Below are 22,646 nucleotides of genomic sequence, written 5' to 3' on the forward strand. Positions count from 1 at the left end.
GAAGGAAAGAAATGAGTATTTTTGCTTTAATCGGGGCGTTTGGCGGAGGCGTTATTGGGGCTTACTTAGGAGCACTTCCAGCATTTATACTGACTGGAGTACTTGCACTTGCAGGAGCGGCGGTGGCAATGGCAGGAGGAGCGGATGCAACCTTAAGCTACGTTACATTTGGTTCTTATCTGGGTCCTCATGTTGCCTTTGCAGGCGGAGTTGCGGCTGCAGCTTACGCAGGGAAAAAGAAACTTTTAAAAAGCGGCACGGATATATTGACCCCACTATTTGGATTGTCTGATCCTATGACCCTCGTCGTAGGCGGAGTGTTTGGAGTCCTTGGATTTGTCGTTCATTATCTTGCAGGAGGCGCCCTGCGGTTAAATACGGATCTTCCGGGTATTACGGTTATTGTATCCGCCCTCATCGCACGTTTTGCATTTGGAAGCACTGGTCTGATGGGAAAGGTGGAGCAAGGAGAAAAAAGAACCTATATTGCAGGAGGAAAAGAGCTTTCCTGCCTGATACTGCTTGGTGCCGGAATCGGGACTGCCACTGGGTTTGTGTATCAGACTATGGCAGCAGCAGGAGCACCGGAAGCAGTGATTGGAAACTTTCCCGTCCTTTGTTTTGGAATAGCAGCACTTTCTTTGATATTTGCCCAGACAGGTTTTGGCGTTCCCTCCACCCATCACATTGCCCTGGTCTCCGCGTTAGCGGCAGTGCTTTCCGGCAATCCCCTGATGGGAGTGTTGTTTGGTATTTTGACCGCGCTGTTTGGTGATTTTGTGGGAAGGACATTTAACAGTCATTGTGATACCCATGTGGATCCTCCTGCATGTACCATTTTTATCTTCACCTTTCTAGTAAATATATTATTTGGAAACGGTTTTTTCCTACCGTAATCCGTAAAAAAATAAGCATGACCTGCTGGCGCAGCGGGTCATGCTTATTTTGCGTTATGGGCAGCCGCTCACAGCGTGTCTGGCTACGGCAATATCCTGCTCTGTTGTGCCACCTGACACACCTAGTCCGCCAAGGAAGCGGCCGCCACTGGTCAAGGGGACGCCGCCTCCAAAGACGCAGAATTTTCCGGGGTGTGTCTGCTGGAGACCGTAAAGAGGCTGTCCCGGAAGAACGGTCTTGCCCGCTTCTTCGGTGGAGATGCGCAGGGCAGCCGCAGTATATGCTTTTGCATGGGAAACCGATATTGCGGCAAGGAGGGAATTGTCCATACGGTGCATGGCGACCATGTTTCCTCCGTCATCCACCACGGTAAAGACCATGGGAACGTGAAGTGACCTGGCCATCTCTTCCCCTCGCTTCATAATACTTAAAGCCTCTTCTAAAGTCATGCGCTCACTTTTTAAGGCTTCAATGACAGCCGCTGCAATTTCTCCCGCCATTTGGGAATCACTCACAAGAATACCTCCTTATAGGGACTTTCATGGACTTAACATCATTATATAGGGGAAGTCTTTTGCTTTCAATTACAGTACAATCCGAAAAAAGGGACAATCCAATACAGATGATGTAAAAAGCGGAGGTTTCAAAAATACATGAAATCAGTCTGTAGATTACTGGAATCTCAGGTCTCATTTTCAGGGTGTGTCTGAAAGTTCATTGCCCCAATCTGCACGTCCCACTTCGCAGTGTATTTACTCCAAATTCAGTTGGCGCGGCCCGCTACGCCGCCTTCATCTGTAACAAATCTCTCACAAAGTGTAACGCCACCTTGAAACAATCAGTTTTAGACACCTCCTGGTAAGATGAAGCATAGGAGACAAAAGGTTCTGGGCACCTTAAGCCTTGATCTGAGAGGGGTTAAAAAGCCTGGATATCAGGTCAGGATAGAAGAAGTCTGGATTGTACAATTTTTATGTTTTAATAATATTTCATTGTTTTCGCCTGGATGAGATATGATGTGGACAGAGGAATCAGCCAAAAACTTGTTATGTAGAAGGAGGATATTTTATGCTTGCAAAAGGGTTTACAGAGCCAACGGAGCGTATAAAAAAACTGAAAAGAGCTATTGTGGATGCAATTCCATATGTTGAATCAGAACGAGCTGTTTTAGTAACAGAGTCTTATAAAGAGACGGAAGGGCTGTCTCCGATTATGAGGAGAGCAAGGGCAGCGGAGAAGATTTTTAGAAGTCTTCCAATCACCATTCATGACAATGAACTGATTGTAGGTGCAGTTACAAAGAATCTTCGCTCCACCGAAATCTGCCCTGAATTTTCCTATGATTGGGTTGAGAAAGAATTTGATACCATGGCAACCAGAATCGCGGACCCATTCCAGATTCCAAAGGAGACTGCAGCAGAGTTAAAGGAAGCATTTAAGTACTGGGATGGAAAGACTACCAGTGCCTTGGCAGATTCCTATATGTCTCAGGAGACAAAAGACTGCATCAGCAATGGTGTATTTACTGTAGGAAATTATTTCTATGGCGGCGTAGGACACGTATGCGTGGATTATGGCAAAGTATTAAAAATTGGATTTACCGGCATTATCCGTCAGGTCATGGAAGCAATGGCAAAGCTTGATACCAGTGATCCTGATTATATTAAGAAGAAAAATTTCTATGAAGCTCTTATCATTACATATACGGCAGCCACTCAGTTCGCACATCGTTATGCAGAAAAAGCAAGAGAGATGGCAGCGGTTTGTCTCGATGCAGCAAGAAAAGCAGAACTGCTTCAGATTGCAGCAAACTGTGACAAGGTTCCGGAACATGGTGCGACTAACTTTTATGAGGCATGCCAGTCCTTCTGGTTTGTACAGATTCTGCTTCAGATTGAAGCCAATGGACATTCCATCTCACCAGGACGTTTTGATCAGTACATGAATCCCTATCTTGCCATGGATAAAGGCATTTCCCATGAGCTTGCACAGGAATTGGTGGACTGTGTATGGGTCAAGTTAAATGATATCAATAAGACCAGAGATGAAGTTTCTGCCCAGGCATTTGCTGGATACGCGGTATTCCAGAACTTAATTGTTGGCGGTCAGACAGAAGACGGACTGGATGCAACCAATGAAATGTCTTATATGTGTATGGAAGCAGTTGCACATGTAAAACTCCCTGCACCATCATTCTCCATTCGTGTGCATCAGAACACACCGGACGAATTCCTTTACCGTGCTTGTGAGCTTACCCGTTTAGGCCTTGGTGTTCCTGCTATGTATAACGACGAAGTAATTATTCCTGCCCTTTGCAACAGAGGCGTATCCTTAGCAGATGCAAGAAATTACTGTATCATCGGTTGTGTGGAGCCACAGTGCCCTCATAAAACAGAAGGATGGCACGATGCTGCATTCTTTAATATTGCAAAGGTCCTTGAAATTACTCTGAATAACGGAAAAGTTGGGGATAAGCAGTTAGGTCCTGTAACAGGAGATATTACCTCCTTCACCAATTTAGAGCAGCTTTTGGAGGCCTACAAAAAGCAGATGGAGTATTTTGTTTACCATCTTGCAGAGGCAGATAACTGTGTGGATTATGCCCATGCAGAACGTGCACCTCTTCCATTCTTATCTGCTTTGGTAGATGACTGTATCGGTCGTGGTAAGAGTGTTCAGGAAGGCGGAGCAATCTATAACTTTACCGGACCTCAGGCGTTTGGAGTTGCTGATGCAGGAGATTCCCTTTGTGCCATCAAGAAGCACGTGTTTGAAAATAAAGAGATTACCATGGAGCAGTTAAAAGAAGCTCTTGATCATAACTTTGGCAACTGCTGTGACAATACTTGTTCTGCAACAGAAGTCACGGATGAAGACAGAATTTATGAAGCAGTAAAGAGAATTTTAAGCAATAACGGTTCCATCAATCTTGCTGATTTACAGGCACAGTTGAGCAAGCCTCAAAAAGAAGTTTCAGGCAGCAAAGAGGACTATGCGCAGATTAAGAGAATTCTTGAGAATACGCCATGGTTTGGTAATGATGAAGACGAAGTGGATATGATCGCAAGACGCTGCGGACAGATTTATTCTTATGAAGTTGAGAAATACAAAAACCCAAGAGGTGGTCAGTTCCAGGCAGGATGCTATCCCGTATCCGCCAACGTATTGTTTGGTAAGGATGTAGGAGCCCTTCCTGACGGTAGACTGGCTAAGACACCTCTTGCAGACGGCGTATCCCCAAGACAGGGAAAGGATACCAATGGTCCCACTGCGGCAGCCATGTCTGTTGCTAAACTGGATCACGCAAACTATTCAAACGGAACCTTATATAACCAGAAATTCCTTCCATCAGCCCTTGCTGGAGATGAGGGTTTAAAGCATTTTGCTTCCATTGTACGCTCTTACTTTGATCACAAGGGAATGCATGTACAGTTTAACGTAATCGACCGTGATACTCTTCTTGCGGCTCAGAAGGACCCGGATCAGTATAAGGATCTTGTAGTCCGAGTCGCTGGCTACAGTGCGCAGTTTACCGTGCTCGCAAAAGAAGTTCAGGATGACATTATAAGCCGTACCGAGCAGACGTTATAAAGGGTTCCGGCATAGAAAAAGAAGGGAGTCGGCATGGAGTCAATTAATTATAATCTGACGGGAACCGTATTTGATATCCAGCGGTTTTCCCTCCACGATGGTCCGGGAATCCGTACAATCGTATTTTTAAAGGGTTGTCCCCTCTCCTGCCAGTGGTGCAGTAATCCGGAATCCCAGAGTATAAAGCCGGTCATGATGTATAAAAAAGATGAGTGCATTCATTGCGGACGCTGTATCAGCGTGTGTAAAGTGGGAGCCATCAACCCGGAAAATGAAAGCTGGATCGACAGAAACACATGCACCAGCTGTGGAGAGTGTACCAATGCATGTCCGGCAGGAGCCCTTGTTTCAAAAGGAAAGACCATGTCCGTTCAGCAGGTGATACGGGAATTAAAAAAAGATGCCACTACTTACCGCCGTTCCGGAGGGGGAGTCACCCTCTCTGGCGGTGAACCGCTGGTGCAGTACGAATTTGCAGCAGAGATTTTAAAGGCCAGTAAGGGGCAGGGCTGGAACACTGCCATGGAAACCACCGGAATCGGAACGGAGGAAGCGGTAGAACAGGTTATCCCATATGTAGATACGGTTCTTTTGGATATCAAGCATATGGACCCGGAACAGCATAAGCGGTATACGGGAGCAGGCAATGAAGTGGTGTTAAAAAATGCTCCCCATATTACCCAGATATCAGATACGGTAATCCGGGTTCCTGTGATTCCAGGTTTTAATGATTCCCCGGAAGCAATTGGTGAAATTGCAGCATATGCAAAAACCCTGACAGGTATCAGAACCATACACCTTCTTCCCTACCATTCCTTTGGAGAGAACAAATATGAACTGTTAGGGAAGAAGTACGAACTGGAACATGTAAAGCCACTGAATCCGGAAGATCTTACAGAGTGCAAGGAAGTTGTGGAAAAGTACGGTTTTCGGTGCGTAATTGGTGGATAAATTCAAATTGAGAATGGAGGAAAAGAATGGATCAGCAGTTAATTGAAAAAGTAATGAAACAAGTATCTGATGAGCTTGGAATCAAGAAAGAAACAACACGTCCGGCAGCAAACGGAATCGGGATGACTGAATTTGTGGGAACTGCCATTGGCGATACCATAGGACTTGTAATTGCCAGCGTTGACCCAATGCTTGCGGAGGCTATGAAATTAGGCAAGTACCGTTCGGTTGGTATTATTGGAGGCAGAGTCGGAGCGGGGCCCCAGATATGGGCTGTAGATGAAGCAGTAAAGGCAACCAATACAGAGATCATTTCTGTAGAGCTTCCAAGAGATACCAAAGGCGGAGCCGGACACGGAAGTTTAATCTACATCGGTGCAGAAGATGTATCCGATGCCAGAAGAGCAGTGGAAATCGCACTTCAGGTGCTGCCAAAGTACTTTGGAGATGTTTACTCCAATGATGCAGGACATCTGGAATTCCAGTATACGGCAAGAGCCAGCTACTGTCTGGAAAAGGCACTTGGAGCACCAGTAGGCAAGGCATTTGGTATGACCTGTGCAGGTCCCGCAGCCATTGGTACTGTTTTGGCAGATATTGCAGTTAAAGCAGCCAATGTTGAAGTGGTAGGCTATAGCTCCCCGGCATCAGGAACCAGCTATTCCAACGAGGTGATCTTAACCTTTACCGGAGATTCCGGAGCAGTAAGGCAGGCCGTGCGGGCCGCCATCGAAGCAGGCAAAAAAATGCTTGGAGCCTTGGGAGATGAACCAAAAACCTCTGAGACCCCTTACATTTAACTAGGGTGTGTCTGGAAACTAGGAACGAAAACATTCAGGAATAATAAGGAGGCTTTACAATGAGCGCAGATGCATTAGGTATGGTAGAGACAAAAGGCTTAATAGGAGCAATTGAAGCAGCTGATGCAATGGTAAAATCAGCAAACGTAACATTAGTTGGATATGAAAAAATCGGTTCAGGACTTGTAACTGTTATGGTAAGAGGAGATGTTGGAGCCGTAAAGGCAGCAACCGATGCAGGTGCTTCCGCAGCAGCATCCGTAGGCGAGCTAGTTTCTACTCATGTAATTCCTCGTCCTCATACTGATGTTGAAAAAGTTCTTCCAACTCTTCAGTAAATATGGTTATGGGGCGATGATAGCCCCGTTACCAGAAATGAGGTGGATGAATTGACGATTAGTGAAGAGCAGCTAAAGCAGCTGGTGCTAAAAATCTTAAAGAGACTGGAAGAAGAAGGAAAAAGAGAAAAGAAACTCTTGTATATGGTCTGTACCTCAGCCTGGGATGAAAGATATTACGAATTTTTAGAAGAAATACAGAAAACAGGTGAACACCGTGTCTGCCCTGTCATTCCCGATGAATGGCAGGCGGAGGGACGGGAGACCTGTTTTAGAAATTTTTCATCCTGTGAAGGAGTACGGTACTATTCCCAGGGAATTCCGACAGATTTAGAAGATTCAGTCACGGTTTTTCCGGTGGTTGCCACAGAGGTGGCGGTAAAGACCGCTCTGTGCATTCACGATACCTTTGAGACTACCTGGTTGGCAGCTTGTTTTCGGGCGGGAAGCCGGATCCTGTTTTTACAGTCTGGGCTCACTCCATTTTCCGGAAAGGAACAGCCAGCCTATCAGGAACAGATTTTATCTTATTACAGAAAGCTTTTGGAATATGGAATAGAAATCGGTTCCTGCAAAAGTCTTTGCCGGTCAGATTCCGTTAAGAGTGTCGCCGCAAAGGAAAAGACCAGTGAATGTGCAATCCGTGGAAAAAGGCTCATAACGGCATCCAATGTAGAAGAGCATGCATCAGGTGGAGTACTTCTTTTAAATGAGGGGGATATCATTACAGATTTAGCAAAAGACAGGGCAAGGTTATTAAACATTGTCTTACAGTAAATATAAGTTGTGAGGTGATTCAATGAAACAGGCATTAGGATTGGTTGAAATCCAGGGATTGTCAACGGCAGTACTGGTAGCTGATACCATGGTCAAAGCAGCCAATGTAACAATTCTGGAGATTGAAAACTCCAAAGGTCAAGGCTATATGACCGTTAAGGTTGCCGGAGATGTGGGAGCAGTCAATGCGGCTGTAAGCGCAGGAAAGCAGACAGGATTGGAAAACCAGAAGCTGGTGTCCTTTAAAGTCATTGCCCGGCCTGCAGATTCTGTGGAACAGATTTTTGGAGCTGCTAAGAATACAAAAACAGATGCGCCCATCCAGCCGTCCGATTCTGCCAAGGTGCAAACGCAGGCAGAAAAAGAAGATGGGACTGCAGGGGAAACAACCGTAAAAGAAGTCATAAAAGAGACGGTAAAACCAGAGGAAGAAAAGTCAGAAGTTAAACCAGAAGTTAAACCAGAGGTTGAATCAGAAGCAAAATCAGAAGCTAAACCAGAAGTTAGACCAGCCATTAAACCAGAAATTAAACCAGAAGTTGAACCAGCCATTAAATCAGAAATTAAACCAGAAGTTAAACTAGTAGTTAAGCCAGAAGTTAAACTAGAAGAAAAACCAGCATTAGTGGAACAGGCAGTAGAAGAAAAACCAGCACAGGAACCACAGACTGAATCACAGGTTGAATTACTGACTGAACCACAGGCGGGAACAGAAAAGGCTTCTTCTGTAAACCCCTCTGAAGCGAAAAAAACGGCGGGACATAAAAATAAAAAATAATCTCAGGATTTAGGCGGTACACATAAGTTCGTGGGGAATTTCTGTGTCCGGGAAAGGAAAGGGAACGTAAGTGAGACTGGCAAAGATTACAGGTACTGTTGTAGCGACCAGGAAAGATGAGACCTTAACGGGCTACAAGCTGATGATCGTTCGCAGGATTGATTCCCAAGGCAATTTCATAGATTCTGAAGAAGTGGCAGTAGATTATGTAGGGGCAGGAGTGGGCGAAGTCGTTTTAATTGGCCAGGGCTCTTCTGTCCGCGTAGATAAGAAGAAGCGGGAAGCTGTGATTGACATGGCGATTATTGGAATCGTTGATACCGTGGTAGGTTAAAAGGTTCACCTTATCAGCTTTAAAGGAAAGGAGGTAAGAATTCATATGATTAGCAGTATTTACTCCAGTGTAACGGCTGCCGTATCAGCAGCAAAGACCGCATCAATAAGATATGCAGAGCTGACTTTAAATGAGCGGCGTGAAGTTGTAGAAGCAGTAAGAGCGGCACTTCGCCCCATGGCAGCAGAATTGGCGGCACTGACTGTGGCAGAGACCTGTATGGGAAATGAGGCAGATAAGACGGAGAAAATTCGTCTTGCCATAGAAAAAACTCCAGGTGTGGAGGATCTTATTTCAGAAATCAACACAGGCGATCACGGCATGACTCTATATGAGCTTGCTCCCGTAGGCGTTGTGTGCGCGGTTTTGCCCTCCACCAGCCCTTGTGCGACCCTCATTAATAATACCATTGGTATGCTTGCAGCAGGAAACAGCGTGATACATTGCCCTCATCCCAGAGCACTGCGGGTATCCCAGCTGGTGACGGCGGTGATTAGCAATGCTGTATTCACCACCTGTAATATTCCGGATATTGTGGTAACACTCCATGAAAGTCTTATGGGATATACAAAAGAGATTATGAGTCACCCGGATGTAGACCTGGTGGTGTGCACCGGATGTGCGGACTCTTTAAATCAGGCAATGGCTTCCGGTAAACGGGTGATTGCAGCAGGACCGGCAAACCCGGTCACCATTGTAGATGAGACGGCTGATATCAGGCAGGCAGCTTATGACATTGTCCGTGGTGCAGCCTTTGATCACAATTTAATGTGTACTTCCGAAAAGTGCATGATCGTGACAGAGCAGGCAGCTGACGCTTTTATTTATCAACTTTTAAAGAACGGGGTCTATTATGTAAAAAATGAGGAAGAAATTCAAAAGCTTCTTAAAGTTGCTGTAACAGAAGACTTAATGGTGAATAAAAAGCTGGAAGGAAAAAGTGCTGATAAGATACTTGCCAGCGCAGGAATCTCCTGTTCATCTCCTGTAAAGCTGATTGTGGCAGAAACGGATAAGACCCATCCCTTTGTGACTCTTGAACTTTTAATGCCCCTGGTTCCTCTGATTAAGGTTTCTGATTTTGATGAAGCATTAGAGACGGCTCTTGAAGTAGAGCAGGGACTGAAACACACAGCCACCATTCATTCCCAATGTATTGGACATTTAAGCCGTGCAGCAAAAAAGATGCAGACCTCTGTATTCGTAAAAAATGGCCCGTCTTTACTGGGAGTTGGATTTGATCTGGAAGGGCACGCCAGTTTTACGGTCGCTACGACAACCGGAGAGGGAACTGTCACTGCAAGGCATTTTACCCGTAGGAGAAGGTGTACGCTGACCGACGGCTTCGCCCTCCGTTAATCATTGAGAAAGCAGGTTGAAGGAATGTTTGAAAGGTGCGAGGATAGAACCTATTTGGTGACCTCTGAATCCGTTACAAAGGGGCATCCGGATAAGGTCTGTGACCAGATTGCAGATGGGATTTTAGATGCATATTTGAAGGAAGACCCTGCATCCAGAGTGGCAGTAGAGGTTATGGCCTCTACAAACACCCTGATGCTGGCAGGAGAAGTCACCTCAACCGCCCGGATTGATGTGGTTAAAACAGCCAGGGAGATTATCAGAGACATTGGATACGTGGAATCTGGAAAAGGGTTTGATGCAGATACCTGCATGATATTTACCAATATACATAATCAGTCTCCAGACATTTCCCTTGGTGTTACCAAAGGCAAAGACGGGGAGAAGGAAGTACTTGGCGGAGGAGACCAGGGGGTTATGTATGGCTACGCTGTCAATGAGACAGAGAGCCTGATGCCTCTGCCCTGTTATCTGGCAAACCGTCTGGCAGAGCGGCTTGATTCGGTCAGAAAGGCCCAGGGAGCCTCTTTTTTATATCCGGATGGAAAGACCCAGGTTACGGTGCGCTATAACCAGTCAGGGGAACCTGTGGGAATTCACAGCATTGTTGTATCTGCCCAGCACAGCGAAGCAGTTAGCCGGGAGGTACTTCATGCATTCATTCGCTGTATGGTCATTGAGCCGGTGATAGATTCCGGCCTTATAACGCCTGAGACAAGAATCCATATCAATCCTACGGGACGGTTTGTCATAGGAGGTCCGGCAGGAGACACGGGAGTCACCGGAAGAAAGTTAATGGTGGATACCTATGGTACCATTGGAAAGCATGGCGGAGGTGCTTTTTCCGGCAAAGATCCTACGAAGGTGGACCGCTCGGCAGCCTATATGGCGCGCTATGTGGCAAAGAACATTGTTGCCTCAGGTCTGGCAGATCGATGTGAAGTAGCCCTTGCATATGTTATCGGAGGAATCGAACCGGAGGCAATTACGGTCAACACCTTTGGAACCGGTACTATTTCAGACCATCAGTTGGAAGCGGTTGTAAAAAATGTATTCTCTTTTGGGGTTTCCGATTGTATTTCCAAATTAAAACTTCAAAGACCCCAATACCAAAAAACAGCCGCTTACGGGCATTTTGGAAGAACAAATCAGGGATTTTGCTGGGAAGAAACAGATAAGGCATGGATATTAAGACAGTTAGCTTTTTAATAGAAGGTTCGTATAACCAAAAATAGGAGGATAAACAAATGTCTAATGAAGCATTAGGAATGGTGGAAACAAAAGGTCTGGTAGGCGCTATTGAAGCAGCAGACGCAATGACGAAAGCAGCAAATGTAACAATGATAGGATACGAGAAAATCGGTTCTGGTCTTGTAACGATTATGGTTCGTGGAGACGTAGGCGCTGTAAAAGCATCCGTAGACGCAGGTGCAGCGGCTGCAGCAAATGTAGGGGAAGTGGTATCCTGCCATGTCATTCCAAGACCTCATACAGATGTAGAGAAGATTTTGCCAAAATTATAATAAGGGGTAAAAACCAGTTCAAAAGGAAAAGGGAATCATGGATAAAGAAGAATTAATCAAGCTTGTTACCAGGCGGGTCATCGAGAAAATGAAAGATTATGACACACATAAAGTTCCCATTGGGGTATCGAACCGGCATGTCCATGTATCCAGACAGGATTTAGACATACTTTACGGAAAGGATTATGAACTGACCAGGAAAGGCGACTTAAAACAACCGGGACAGTTTGCAAGCAATGAGACAGTAACAATACGAGGCCCTAAGGGAGAATTTGAACGGGTACGGATTCTTGGACCAGTGAGAAAACAAAGTCAGGTCGAAGTATCAAAGACCGACAGTTTCCGTCTTGGAATCCGTCCTCTCATAAAGGAATCCGGAGACTTAACAGGAACTCCGGGACTGGATTTAATCGGTCCCAAAGGCATTGTTTCTCTTTCCAGTGGTGCGATCGTTGCTTTACGCCATATCCATATGACGCCTGCACAGGCAGATGCTTTTGGCCTTAAGGACAAAGATATGGTAGAAGTAGAGACATTTGGCGAAAGACGGGGTGTATTTGGAGATGTTCTGGTTCGTGTATCGGATCAGTTCGCTTTGGAAATGCACGTAGACGTTGATGAAGCCAATGCCTTTTCCTTAAGCAACGGCGATCATGTAATCATTAGAAAAGAACGATAAGGATTTCTAAAACAGATTCACAATAAGGGAAAGAAGGTAGAGACACTTGGATATGGATTTAAAAGCAATTGAACAAATGGTAGAACAGGTTTTACGTGAGATTCAGTCAGAGCAATTGATGAATGTAACAGAGCAAAGAAAAGAAGGATACGGTCTTTTCTCAACAATAGACGAAGCCATAGAAGCTTCTGAAAAGGCACAGAAAAAACTTCTTTATACCAGCATGGCTGACCGCCAGAAATATGTAGATGTAATCCGAAAAACGGTCTTAAACAAAGAAAACTTAGAGCTGATTTCAAGACTGGCAGTGGAAGAGACAGAGATAGGCTGTTATGAGCATAAGCTTATTAAGAACCGTCTGGCAGCGGAAAAAACTCCTGGAACAGAAGATCTGATTTCCGAGGCAGTCACAGGGGATAACGGTCTTACTCTCATTGAGTATTGTCCCTTTGGAGTCATTGGTGCCATCACTCCCACCACCAATCCAACGGAGACCATTATCAATAACTCCATTTCCATGATCGCAGGTGGAAACACCGTTCTCTTCAGCCCTCATCCAAGAGCGAAAAAGGTGTCCAGACTTCTTGTTAAGATGTTAAATAAAGCATTAATAGAAGCGGGTGCTCCATCCAACTTAATTGCTATGGTGGAAGAGCCATCTTTAGAGAATACGGAAAAGATGATAAGCAATCCCAAAGTTCGCCTTTTAGTTGCTACCGGCGGCCCTTCCATTGTAAAGAAAGTTCTCTCCTCCGGAAAGAAAGCCATTGGAGCAGGTGCAGGCAATCCTCCTGTGGTCGTTGATGAAACCGCAGATATTAAAAAAGCAGCAAAGGATATTGTAGATGGCTGCAGCTTTGACAATAACGTTCCTTGTATTGCAGAGAAAGAAGTATTTGCCGTAGACTCCATCTGTGATCACCTCATCCAGTATATGAAGGATAATGGTGCCTATCTGATGACGGATAGACAGCAGATCGAAGCATTAAAAGCTCTTGTAACCACAGAAAAAGGCGGTCCAAAGACTTCCTTCGTTGGAAAGAGTGCAGTCTATATCCTGGATCAGCTGGGAGTAAAGGTACCAGATTCTGTTCGTGTGATCATCATGGAAGTACCAAAGGATGATTTATTTGTCCAGGAAGAAATGATGATGCCCATTCTTCCAATTGTACGTGTTTCTGACGTGGATACTGCCATTGAATATGCCTATGAAGCAGAGCAGGGAAACCGCCATACCGCAATCATGCACTCTCAGAACGTAGAGAAATTAAGCAAGATGGCAAAAATATTAGAAACAACAATCTTTGTAAAAAATGCACCATCCTTTGCAGGAATCGGAGCAGGCGGAGAAGGCCATACCACATTCACCATTGCAGGACCTACCGGAGAAGGCCTTACCTCAGCAAGATCTTTCTGCAGAAAACGGAAATGCGTTCTCGCCGATGCATTCAGCATCCGGTAAAGCGGTTCGGCTTATATTCTTGGAAAAGAAGGAGAAACGCATATGTCAAATGTAACCATGAAGACCAGAATACAGGAAGGCAACCAGGCAAGAGAGTATTTAAAAGGTATAAAAAATAAGCGGATTTTAATTGTTTGTGATAAGTTCCTTTCAGAAAATGGAGCTGTTACATATTTAACAGACATTCTTTGTTCCGGCAATGCCGTAGAATTATTTGACAAAGCCATCCCTGATCCAACCATCCAGGTGGTAGGATCGGGACTTTGTATGATATTTCAGGTAAAACCGGATATTGTTATAGGTTTTGGTGGGGGATCTGCCATTGATACCGCAAAAGGAATCATTTATTTTTCCATGGTAAAAGAACTTGTTAAAAAGCCCCTCTTTATTGCAGTTCCAACAACCAGCGGAACTGGATCTGAGGTAACTCAAGCTTCTGTCATAACGGATCCTGACAACAAGAGCAAGCACCTGATCTCGTCGGAGGAAATCCTTCCTGATGTAGCAATCTTAGATCCAACACTGACCTTGTCAGTCCCTCAGGTCGTTACGGCGAATACGGGAATGGATGTACTGACCCATGCATTAGAGGCTTATGTTGCCACCGGCGCCAACGCCTTCTCTGATGCTATGGCAGAAAAGTCAATTGAGCTTTTGTTAAAATCCCTGCTTGGCTGCTACAAGGATGGCAATGATATAAAAGCCAGAACCAGGATGCAGGAAGCCTCAACCCTTGCAGGAATCGCATTTAATACGGCTGGTCTTGGTATCAATCACAGCATAGCCCATCAACTTGGGGGAACCTTTCACATTCCCCATGGCCTGGCAAATGCTATATTGTTAAATCATGTAATAGAATATAATTGTACAAGCCAGGAAATCATGAATAAGTATGCCGCACTTGCAGTAAAAGTACAGTTGGCAGAAGCAAAGGAAGACTCCAGGGATGCCGTAAAAGCAATCAAAGGGCTGGTCACAGCTCTCATGCGCTGCATGAAGATGCCGTCTTCTGTTATGGAACTTGGAATTGACCGGATGGAATATGAAAAGCAACTTAAAAATATGGTAGATAATGCTCTTATGGATGCCTGTTTTGCCACCACCCCTACTAAAATCGCAGGTCCCGGGATACAGAAAATTCTGTTGGATATTTACGAGGGCAGGGAGAGTGGCAGAAAAGGATAATAATATCATAAGACCGAGCTGTTTTATATGACAGCCCGGTCTTCTTGTGTTATTCTGATATAGAAATAAATCATTTACAAGAAGATGACATAAAACATAGCAGCAAGGAGAGGTTATAAGGATGGAAGAATATCAGGAACTGCTTCATTTAGCCGAGATGCAGTCGGATTCCGCAGATGACTATTTCAGTATGGATGAAGACGGTAACATGACAAAACTGGATATCATCCACTTGTTTGGAAAGGAAAAGCTGGAGAATATCCAAAAGAGTCTTTCAAAAGCTACCGGTGTGGCATTTGTTACGGTGGATTTTAGAGGGGAACCTATTACGGATGCAACGTTTTTTTCCGGCTTCTGCAATCAGGTTCGAAACAGCAAAGAGGCCATAGAAGGCTGCAAATCTTCGGATGCCTTTGGCTCTATCCAAGCAGCAGTCACAAAAAAGGCCAATGTATATTTTTGCCCCTGCGGACTGTTAGAGATGGCAATCCCCATCATTGTCAGAGGGCATTATCTGGGAGGCTTTATCGGGGGACAGGTCCAGTGTGTGGATGCCCCTGAATCCGTAAGCCGCCTGGCTTCTGTGATGCGTTCGGACCAATCAAAGGAGGTAAGAGAAAAGTGTGAGGAGTTTCGAAAGGAAATTCCTGTTTTTCCCTATGAAAAGTTTTTAGATATCGCCAATTTGGTTTTCCTTGTAATCAATCAGCTAAGTGAAAATGAAGTCAGCAAACATCTTCATGAAGACGCATTAAAGAAGAGGATAAAAGGAATTCAGGGAGCCAATCAGCTCCTAGTCAAGGAAATTGCAAAAAAGAACATGGAACTCCAGGAACTGAAGATGAATTTCAATCCCTGTGAGACCATGGATGTGATGACTTCTCTCATGAACCTATCCATTATAGAAGATAAAGAACAATTTCAGGAATTTCTGGGTTCTTTTATTGAATATACGAAATATAAATGTATGGACAAGGGTACCTTTGTCCCAGTATCAAAAGAGCTGGATCATGCAGAAAATTATCTGCTCATTCAAAAAAAGAAGCTGGGAGACCGGCTTAATTATTCCATTCAGGTGCCAAGAGAGATGCATATGAGAAAGATGCCTTCCGGTATCTTACTGCCATTTGTTCAGGATGCCCTGTATAATGGAATCGCGTTAAAAAAACAGGGGGGAAAGATTTCCATAGGCGGGTCCATAAGGAATAACAACTTAGTCCTTGAGATCAGCGATGATGGGCCCAGTCTTTCAGAAGTGGAATTAGAAGCCAAATATGAGGCGTTTAAGGACAAGCACGAAGGGTATTACATTAGCTTGGGGAAAGATTATGCCAGGGATAAGATGAGAAGGCTTTTTGGTGAAGAGTATAAAATCATATCAGAGGGCACTAGGAATAAGGGGTGCAAAAACGTTCTGATCTGGCCTGAACATTACGAAGAAAGGACGGAATAATCATGTATAGGGTTCTGATTGCAGATGATGATATTTTAATGCAGGAAGCCTTAAAGATTTTAATATCCCGAGATGAATCATTCCAAATAGTCCAGGTAGTAGGCGATGGAGAGAGCGCAGTAAGAGCATGCAATGAAGGTTCCATAGACATTGTATTTATGGATATGATGATGCCTGGCATGACAGGACTGGAAGCCAGCAGGATCATTCATCAGTCTGATCCGGAAATCACCATTTATATGCTTTCCGCCTTTTCAACTCATGTTTTTGTCCGTAGCATGGCAAGAGATGAAGTAAAGGATGTTTTGGAGAAACCCGTTACATGGGGCCACTTAAAAAAGATACTGGAGAACTACAAGACCAATCATGAAGATACCGTTATGAATCATCATGAGGCACTTGCAATGCTTCTAAGGCAAAAAGACTTTGGAGAATTTTACAGAAGTCTTTCCGGAATCATTGACGGTATTTATGAGATGGCAGGCGGGGATTCCGTAAGACTGATTAAACTTTTCACTTATATCGGACAGAATCTTTTAGACACCAGAATGGTCTACGATGAGAATGTGCAGATCGGAGAGCTGTTTCCTATTAATGAAGCACTGATTCTTGAAAGAAAGACATCGGAGCTCTGGCTTTTCCGAGTGATGGATTATCTGTTTCAGCAAAACAGCATCAACCGTTATTCCCTGTTGGAAAATATATTTCTCTATATAGAAAATCATATCAAAGAAGATATTACACTTAATACCATTATAGAAAACTGTGCCATCAGCCAGGGATATCTAAGCCGTATTTTCCGTGAGCAGCTTAATGTAAGTGTCACAGAGTATATTCATATGAAAAAGATACATCTGGCAAAAGGGTATTTTTATTTTACCGAAGACAGCATTGCCGATGTAGCCTTTCGCCTTGGATATAATGAAAGCAGCTATTTTAGCAAGGTATTTAAGAAATATGAGAAGGTAACTGTGAAAGAATATAAAAGTGAGACGCGCAAGAAATCATCTCACTAAGTCGTGTCAAAAGCTTCCGCCCATGCCGGAAGCTTTTTTATGTAACAGGAAATCACTTTTTGGACAGACCGCCTGCAGATTATGCAGAAAAACTGACCAGTTATGGGAGGGACAACTTAAATGCTTCCTTTTTATGATAAAGTCTGATTACCACGAAAAGCTGTGGCAATCAGTATGGAGGAGGATGAAAAAATGTTACAGATTAATATTGATGATGTCATGAATATTGTCAAGCTCTGTGTGCCTTATTTAATCGGCCTTGGCATCGTACTTGCTGCCGTAATTGCCCTATTTATCGCATGCAGAAAGAAAACGGGGGCTAAAAAGTATCTGATCCGTAGTCAGGGAATTATGGCTATGGTCCTGGCTCTCATCATTACGGTAAATTTAATCTGCTGGGGGCCAATGGCAAGCCTTATTTCCCTTGCCACTGGAAGCGGAACCATTACCGAGGAAACATCAGGTAAAGCCACTGAGCTTTGTACAGAAATCGCAGAAGAAGGAATCGTACTGTTAAAAAATGATTCCAGCCTGCTTCCCTTAAAAGCGGACGCAAACTTAAATGTATTCGGTTGGGCTTCCACCAACCCATGCTATGGCGGAACCGGTTCCGGTTCACTCTCTGATGCCTATGAAACGGTATCCCTCTTAAAGGGACTTGAAGATGCCGGATTTAAGTTAAACAACGCGTTGTCTGATTTTTATAAGGAATACCGGGCAGATCGTCCAAGTGTAGGGATGTGGGCCCAGGACTGGACGCTCCCCGAACCGGTAAAGACTTCTTACAGCCAGGAAATGCTGTCAGGCGCAAAGTCATTTTCAGACACCGCCATGGTGGTCATCACCCGTGTGGGAGGGGAAGGAGCAGATCTTCCTTCCGATGTGAGCAAGGTTACTTATACGGATAATTCCAAGGATTATAAAGATTTTGAAGCAGGAGACCATTATCTCCAGTTAAGCAAGACAGAAAAGGATCTGGTGGATCTGGTCTGCGCAAACTTTGACAATGTTATTCTGGTTTACAATGGTGCCAATGCCATGGAGCTAGGATTCTTAAATGATTATAAGCAGATCAAAAGTGCCATCTGGTGTCCTGGAACCGGCCAGTCCGGATTTGAAGCTCTTGGAGAAATCGTAAGCGGAGCCGTCAATCCATCAGGAAAAACAAGTGACACCTTTGTGAAAGACTTAACAAAAACACCTCAATATAACAACTTCGGAAGCTTTTTCTATGAAAATATGAATGATTTCCCAGGAAAGGCAACAAAAGGAGAGGATAACTATCCAAGCTTTGTCAATTACGTAGATGGCATCTATGTAGGATACCGTTTCTATGAGACAGCGGCAGAGGAAGGCTTAATTGACTATGATAATACCGTCGTCTACCCCTTTGGCTATGGACTTTCCTACACAGGATTTACCCAGAAGATGGGAGCAATGACCGAGGTAGACGGTAAGATTACCTTTGATGTAACGGTCACCAACACAGGGGAAGTGGCTGGAAAAGATGTAGTTCAGGTTTATTATAATCCTCCTTATACCAACGGAGGAACTGAAAAAGCTTCAGCAAACCTCTCTGCATTCAAAAAAACCGGCCTGATAAAGCCAGGAGAATCCGAGACCGTGACCATTTCCTTCCTGACGGAAGACATGGCCTCTTATGATTCCGCTGGAACCGGCGGTTACGTTCTGGATGCTGGAGATTACGGCATTTCCATTCGAAATGATTCCCATAGGATCATAGAGGAAAAGACCATGAACGTTCCTTCCCAAATCATTTATAACGAATCGAATCCACGGTCTACCGACGAAGTGGCAGCTGTGAATCAGTTTAAGGAAGCCAAAGGCGACTTAAAGGTCCTCTCCAGAGCAGATGGGTTCTCCAATTACAAAGAGGTAACGGCACCTCCAAAGACCAGGACCATGCCGGAGGAATATAAAAAGACCTTTGTGAACAACAAAAATTATGACCCTGAGGATCACAATGATCCGGCAGATGAGATGCCGGTAACTGGAGCAAAGAATGGCCTTAAACTAGCCAGTATGCGGGGACTTCCTTATGACGATCCCCAGTGGGAGAAGCTGCTTGACCAGCTTACGGTAACCGAGATGGATACCATGGTGGCCATCGGAGGCTATCAGACCTCTGCAGCCAAGAGCGTAAAAAAGGTAGGAACCGTGGATTGTGACGGACCGGCTTCCATTAACAATAACTTTACAGGGGTAGGCTCCATTGGCTTCCCTTCCGCCGTTATGATTGCCTGTACGTGGAATGAAGACATTGCCAAAGCCTTTGGTGAAAGCATTGGAGCCATGGCAGATGAAATGGATGTGTCAGGCTGGTATGCGCCTGCCATGAATACCCACCGTTCCGCCTTTGGAGGACGTAACTTCGAGTATTACTCAGAGGACGGCCTGCTGGGAGGTAAAATGGCTGCCAGCGCTTTAAAAGGAGCCGAGGAGCATGGCGTTTACGGTTATATTAAGCACTTTGCATTAAACGATCAGGAAACCAACCGTTTAAGCATGCTTTGCACCTGGTCAGAGGAGCAGGCAATCCGTGAGATTTACCTAAAGCCCTTTGAAATAGCGGTAAAAGAGGGCGGGGCAAAAGCTGTCATGTCATCCTTTAACTATATCGGAACCGAGTATGCAGGCGCCTCCAGTGCCCTTCTTAAATCGGTTCTAAGAGGAGAATGGGGCTTTCAGGGCTTTGTGCTCACCGATTATTTTGGTGGCTACGGTTACCAGAATGCGGACCAGGAAATCAGAAACGGAAACGATGCCATGCTGGTGGCTTATGAAACAGAAACAAACCATTTAAAGGATAAGGAAAGCGCCACCAGCGTAAAGGCCATGAGACAGTCTGCCAAAAACATTATGTATACCGTAGTCAACAGCAGGGCTTATGAAGGAAATAACGCAAACGGCGGTCTGATGAGCTGGCAGATTTTAGCCATTGGAATTGACGTTATATTGGCTGCCGGTCTTGTCTATCTGGAGCTTTTCATGTGGAAGCGCTATAAAACCAAGCGGGAAACAGAAGTGACAGAAGAGGCAGCTATAGAAGGAAAAAATAATGAAGCATAAAAATTTCTTAGATACCATGACACTGGAAGAAAAGGCGGCCATCCTAAGCGGAAAAAACGTATGGGAGACCCGTAACATTGACCGCCTGTCCATCCCTTCCATCTTCCTGGCTGACGGACCCCACGGGGTCCGGAGGCAGGCAAGTGAGGGAGACCATTTAGGACTGAATCCCTCCCTGCCTGCCACCTGTTTTCCAACGGCAGCCGCTGTTGCAAACAGCTGGGATGAGGCCCTTTGTGAGGAGATCGGCAATGCCCTTGGAGAGGAAGCAAACTCCCAGGGGGTGAATGTTCTCTTAGGACCGGGACTTAATATTAAGAGAAATCCCCTCTGCGGAAGAAACTTTGAGTATTTCTCCGAAGACCCTTATCATGGGGGAAAGCTGGCAGCCTCCTACGTCAGAGGAATCCAGAACCAGGGAGTATACGCCTGTCCCAAGCATTTTGCAGTCAATAATCAGGAGCTTCGGCGAATGGCGATGAATGCCGTAGTGGATGAGCGGACCTTAAGGGAAATCTACCTGGAAGGCTTTGAAATTGCAGTAAAGGAAGGCAAGGCAAAGGCCATTATGACCAGCTACAATGAGGTAAATGGAACCTATGCCAATGAAAATAAGCATCTGTTAAAGGATATCTTAAGAGATGACTGGGGCTTTGATGGTCTTGTGGTCACGGATTGGGGCGGCTCTAACGACCATGTAAAAGGAGTGGCGGCTGGTTCCCATTTAGAAATGCCGTCTCCAGGGCTTGATTCGGCAAGAGGGCTTCTAAAAGCCATAGATGAGGGCAGTCTGACCATGGAAGAGCTGGATTCTTGCGTCGATAGTGTTCTAAGCGCTGTGTTTGATCTGACAAGGAAAAGCAGCGAACGGAAAGCCACCTTTGATCAGAAGGAGCATCACAGACTGGCGGAGAGGGCGGCAGAAGAAAGCATCGTACTCCTTAAGAACCAGGAGTCCCTACTGCCCCTGCCATCAGGCTGTAAGGTGGCCCTGATTGGTGACTTTGCAGTGAAACCCAGGTATCAGGGAGCGGGTTCCTCTCTGGTAAATCCAATGGGACTGGAAACTATGGAAGGCGTTATCTCTAAGTATCCCTTACAGGTAGTGGGAGTGGCAAAAGGCTATGAAAGAAGCGGAAAGGAAAACAGCTCCCTGGAGTCCCAGGCAGTTGAGCTGGCAAAGCATGCGGACGTAGTTCTTTACTGCTTTGGACTCGATGAATTAAGCGAGACAGAAGGAATGGACCGAAGCCACATGAGAATCCCGGAAAACCAGATAAGGCTTCTTATGTCCCTGGAAGAGGTGAATCCATCCATTGTTGGTATTATCAGTGCAGGCTCCGCTATAGAGATGCCCTGGGAAGAGCATTGTAAGTCCATACTTCACGGCTATTTAAGCGGTGAAGCAGGTCCAGGGGCCATGCTTAATATCATCACAGGGGCAGTCAACCCATCGGGACACTTAAATGAGACCTATCCCTTATCCTATGTGGATACTCCTTCTTTCCGGTATTTTCCGGGAAAAGGGCGTAACAGTGAATACCGGGAAGCCCTGTACGTAGGGTACCGTTATTACCAGACGGCAGGCGTTTCCGTCCGATATCCCTTTGGATATGGTCTTTCCTATACCACCTTTGAGTATTCAGAGCTGACGGTCACAAAGGAAGGTGTCAGCTTTATTCTGACCAATACGGGAAACGTCGACGGAAAAGAAGTGGCCCAGCTTTATGTGGGCGGTCCGAGGGAAACCATCTTCCGTCCGGAAAAAGAGTTAAAGGGCTTTGCAAAGATATTTTTAAAGGCAGGAGAAAGCAAAAAGATATCCATCTCCTTTGATGATAAGACCTTCCGCTATTATAATACAGCAACCGGACAGTTTGAAGTGGAGGCCGGTAACTATAACCTGTATATTGGGGGGAATGCAGATGACGTGCGGTTAAGTGGGACGATAGAGGTCGTGGGGACGACAGAAACTCTTCCCTATGACCCGGAAAAAATGAAATCCTATTACACAGCAGCCGTAAGAGACGTAAAAACGGAAGAATTTGAAGCCCTGTTAGGCCATACCGTACCAAGGGAAATCAGGTCAGAAGCTCTGAGCCTCAATGACGCTCTCTGCCAGATGCATGGGGCAAAAAGCCCTTTGGCAAGACTGGTTTATCGCATTCTGACAGGCTTAAAGAACAGAAGTGAAGCAAAGGGAAAGCCAAATCTAAACCTTATATTTATTTACAATATCCCATTTCGCGGCATAGCAAAAATGACGAACGGTGCAGTCAGTATGGAAATGGCAGAAGGAATGGTCTTGGCGGCAAATGGTCATTTCCTTAAAGGAATCAAAAAGATCATCGGCGGATATTTTGCCAATGCAAAGGCGAACAAATTATATGAAAAGAAATTATCAGGAAAATAG

General features: G+C 45.1%; 20 protein-coding genes. 19 read left to right on the forward strand and 1 reads right to left on the reverse strand.

What is annotated here, in order from left to right; all coding sequences use genetic code 11:
* The first annotated feature begins 11 nt into the window (after window positions 1-11).
* Window positions 12-896 carry a hypothetical protein gene (locus tag T546_RS0107300; RefSeq protein ID WP_026891053.1) on the forward strand — a complete coding sequence of 295 codons (885 nt, stop codon included), beginning with the start codon at window positions 12-14 and terminating at the stop codon, window positions 894-896.
* Between the two features lie 54 nt (window positions 897-950).
* Here T546_RS0107300 and T546_RS0107305 read toward each other — a convergent pair whose 3' ends face one another.
* Entirely contained in the window at window positions 951-1,412 is a 462-nt protein-coding gene (locus T546_RS0107305) for a GlcG/HbpS family heme-binding protein (RefSeq protein ID WP_026891054.1), read from the reverse strand.
* A 185-nt stretch (window positions 1,413-1,597) separates the two neighbouring features.
* Here T546_RS0107305 and T546_RS26325 point away from each other — a divergent pair, with 185 nt between their 5' ends.
* The 18 genes from T546_RS26325 to T546_RS0107390 all read left to right on the forward strand — a co-directional run bounded on the left by T546_RS26325 (window position 1,598) and on the right by T546_RS0107390 (window position 22,646).
* On the forward strand, window positions 1,598-1,759 hold the full coding sequence (locus T546_RS26325; RefSeq protein WP_334291587.1) for a DUF6783 domain-containing protein: 162 nt from the start codon (window positions 1,598-1,600) through the stop codon (window positions 1,757-1,759).
* Window positions 1,760-1,965: 206 nt separating this feature from the next.
* A complete protein-coding gene (locus T546_RS0107310) occupies window positions 1,966-4,488 on the forward strand; it encodes a glycyl radical protein (RefSeq protein WP_026891055.1) in 2,523 nt (840 codons plus the stop codon).
* Between the two features lie 33 nt (window positions 4,489-4,521).
* Window positions 4,522-5,439 (forward strand): glycyl-radical enzyme activating protein, encoded by a 918-nt coding sequence (locus tag T546_RS0107315; RefSeq protein ID WP_026891056.1) that lies wholly within the window; start codon window positions 4,522-4,524, stop codon window positions 5,437-5,439.
* Between the two features lie 26 nt (window positions 5,440-5,465).
* Window positions 5,466-6,239 (forward strand): propanediol utilization microcompartment protein PduB, encoded by a 774-nt coding sequence (gene pduB / locus T546_RS0107320; protein ID WP_026891057.1) that lies wholly within the window; start codon window positions 5,466-5,468, stop codon window positions 6,237-6,239.
* A 59-nt stretch (window positions 6,240-6,298) separates the two neighbouring features.
* Window positions 6,299-6,577, forward strand: a complete 279-nt coding sequence (gene pduA, locus T546_RS0107325; RefSeq protein ID WP_024837727.1) for a propanediol utilization microcompartment protein PduA — start codon at window positions 6,299-6,301, stop codon at window positions 6,575-6,577.
* Between the two features lie 51 nt (window positions 6,578-6,628).
* Window positions 6,629-7,354 (forward strand): hypothetical protein, encoded by a 726-nt coding sequence (locus T546_RS0107330; RefSeq protein ID WP_026891058.1) that lies wholly within the window; start codon window positions 6,629-6,631, stop codon window positions 7,352-7,354.
* A 22-nt stretch (window positions 7,355-7,376) separates the two neighbouring features.
* Window positions 7,377-8,132 (forward strand): BMC domain-containing protein, encoded by a 756-nt coding sequence (locus tag T546_RS23040; protein WP_051629655.1) that lies wholly within the window; start codon window positions 7,377-7,379, stop codon window positions 8,130-8,132.
* A gap of 70 nt (window positions 8,133-8,202) precedes the next feature.
* Window positions 8,203-8,466, forward strand: a complete 264-nt coding sequence (locus T546_RS0107340; protein ID WP_026891059.1) for a EutN/CcmL family microcompartment protein — start codon at window positions 8,203-8,205, stop codon at window positions 8,464-8,466.
* Window positions 8,467-8,511: 45 nt separating this feature from the next.
* Complete coding sequence (locus T546_RS0107345; protein ID WP_026891060.1) at window positions 8,512-9,825, forward strand: aldehyde dehydrogenase; 1,314 nt, start codon at window positions 8,512-8,514, stop codon at window positions 9,823-9,825.
* A gap of 24 nt (window positions 9,826-9,849) precedes the next feature.
* On the forward strand, window positions 9,850-11,034 hold the full coding sequence (metK, locus tag T546_RS0107350; protein WP_026891061.1) for a methionine adenosyltransferase: 1,185 nt from the start codon (window positions 9,850-9,852) through the stop codon (window positions 11,032-11,034).
* A gap of 38 nt (window positions 11,035-11,072) precedes the next feature.
* Window positions 11,073-11,348: a propanediol utilization microcompartment protein PduA gene (pduA, locus tag T546_RS0107355; protein ID WP_024837721.1), complete on the forward strand. Its 276-nt coding sequence runs from the start codon at window positions 11,073-11,075 to the stop codon at window positions 11,346-11,348.
* Between the two features lie 37 nt (window positions 11,349-11,385).
* Complete coding sequence (locus T546_RS0107360) at window positions 11,386-12,027, forward strand: phosphate propanoyltransferase (RefSeq protein ID WP_026891062.1); 642 nt, start codon at window positions 11,386-11,388, stop codon at window positions 12,025-12,027.
* A gap of 46 nt (window positions 12,028-12,073) precedes the next feature.
* Complete coding sequence (locus T546_RS0107365; protein WP_026891063.1) at window positions 12,074-13,489, forward strand: aldehyde dehydrogenase family protein; 1,416 nt, start codon at window positions 12,074-12,076, stop codon at window positions 13,487-13,489.
* Between the two features lie 42 nt (window positions 13,490-13,531).
* Window positions 13,532-14,674, forward strand: a complete 1,143-nt coding sequence (locus T546_RS0107370) for a 1-propanol dehydrogenase PduQ (protein ID WP_026891064.1) — start codon at window positions 13,532-13,534, stop codon at window positions 14,672-14,674.
* A gap of 121 nt (window positions 14,675-14,795) precedes the next feature.
* A complete protein-coding gene (locus T546_RS0107375) occupies window positions 14,796-16,127 on the forward strand; it encodes a PocR ligand-binding domain-containing protein (protein WP_026891065.1) in 1,332 nt (443 codons plus the stop codon).
* 2 nt (window positions 16,128-16,129) lie between these two features.
* On the forward strand, window positions 16,130-17,143 hold the full coding sequence (locus T546_RS0107380; protein WP_026891066.1) for a response regulator: 1,014 nt from the start codon (window positions 16,130-16,132) through the stop codon (window positions 17,141-17,143).
* 192 nt (window positions 17,144-17,335) lie between these two features.
* Window positions 17,336-20,233: a glycoside hydrolase family 3 C-terminal domain-containing protein gene (locus T546_RS0107385; protein WP_026891067.1), complete on the forward strand. Its 2,898-nt coding sequence runs from the start codon at window positions 17,336-17,338 to the stop codon at window positions 20,231-20,233.
* Complete coding sequence (locus T546_RS0107390; RefSeq protein WP_026891068.1) at window positions 20,223-22,646, forward strand: glycoside hydrolase family 3 C-terminal domain-containing protein; 2,424 nt, start codon at window positions 20,223-20,225, stop codon at window positions 22,644-22,646. Before T546_RS0107385 ends, T546_RS0107390 begins: the two co-directional genes overlap by 11 nt.

The sequence above is a fragment of the [Clostridium] aerotolerans DSM 5434 genome (assembly GCF_000687555.1).
Taxonomy (GTDB): Bacteria; Bacillota; Clostridia; order Lachnospirales; family Lachnospiraceae; genus Lacrimispora; species Lacrimispora aerotolerans.

Excerpts from the sequence above, each read along its gene's own strand:
- T546_RS0107300 (WP_026891053.1), top strand. The coding sequence starts at position 12 with ATGAGTATTTTTGCTTTAATCGGGGCGTTTGGCGGAGGCGTTATTGGG.
- T546_RS0107310 (WP_026891055.1), top strand. The coding sequence starts at position 1,966 with ATGCTTGCAAAAGGGTTTACAGAGCCAACGGAGCGTATAAAAAAACTG.
- T546_RS0107315 (WP_026891056.1), top strand. The coding sequence starts at position 4,522 with ATGGAGTCAATTAATTATAATCTGACGGGAACCGTATTTGATATCCAG.
- pduB (WP_026891057.1), top strand. The coding sequence starts at position 5,466 with ATGGATCAGCAGTTAATTGAAAAAGTAATGAAACAAGTATCTGATGAG.
- pduA (WP_024837727.1), top strand. The coding sequence starts at position 6,299 with ATGAGCGCAGATGCATTAGGTATGGTAGAGACAAAAGGCTTAATAGGA.
- T546_RS23040 (WP_051629655.1), top strand. The coding sequence starts at position 7,377 with ATGAAACAGGCATTAGGATTGGTTGAAATCCAGGGATTGTCAACGGCA.
- T546_RS0107345 (WP_026891060.1), top strand. The coding sequence starts at position 8,512 with ATGATTAGCAGTATTTACTCCAGTGTAACGGCTGCCGTATCAGCAGCA.
- metK (WP_026891061.1), top strand. The coding sequence starts at position 9,850 with ATGTTTGAAAGGTGCGAGGATAGAACCTATTTGGTGACCTCTGAATCC.
- pduA (WP_024837721.1), top strand. The coding sequence starts at position 11,073 with ATGTCTAATGAAGCATTAGGAATGGTGGAAACAAAAGGTCTGGTAGGC.
- T546_RS0107360 (WP_026891062.1), top strand. The coding sequence starts at position 11,386 with ATGGATAAAGAAGAATTAATCAAGCTTGTTACCAGGCGGGTCATCGAG.
- T546_RS0107370 (WP_026891064.1), top strand. The coding sequence starts at position 13,532 with ATGTCAAATGTAACCATGAAGACCAGAATACAGGAAGGCAACCAGGCA.
- T546_RS0107375 (WP_026891065.1), top strand. The coding sequence starts at position 14,796 with ATGGAAGAATATCAGGAACTGCTTCATTTAGCCGAGATGCAGTCGGAT.
- T546_RS0107380 (WP_026891066.1), top strand. The coding sequence starts at position 16,130 with ATGTATAGGGTTCTGATTGCAGATGATGATATTTTAATGCAGGAAGCC.
- T546_RS0107385 (WP_026891067.1), top strand. The coding sequence starts at position 17,336 with ATGTTACAGATTAATATTGATGATGTCATGAATATTGTCAAGCTCTGT.
- T546_RS0107390 (WP_026891068.1), top strand. The coding sequence starts at position 20,223 with ATGAAGCATAAAAATTTCTTAGATACCATGACACTGGAAGAAAAGGCG.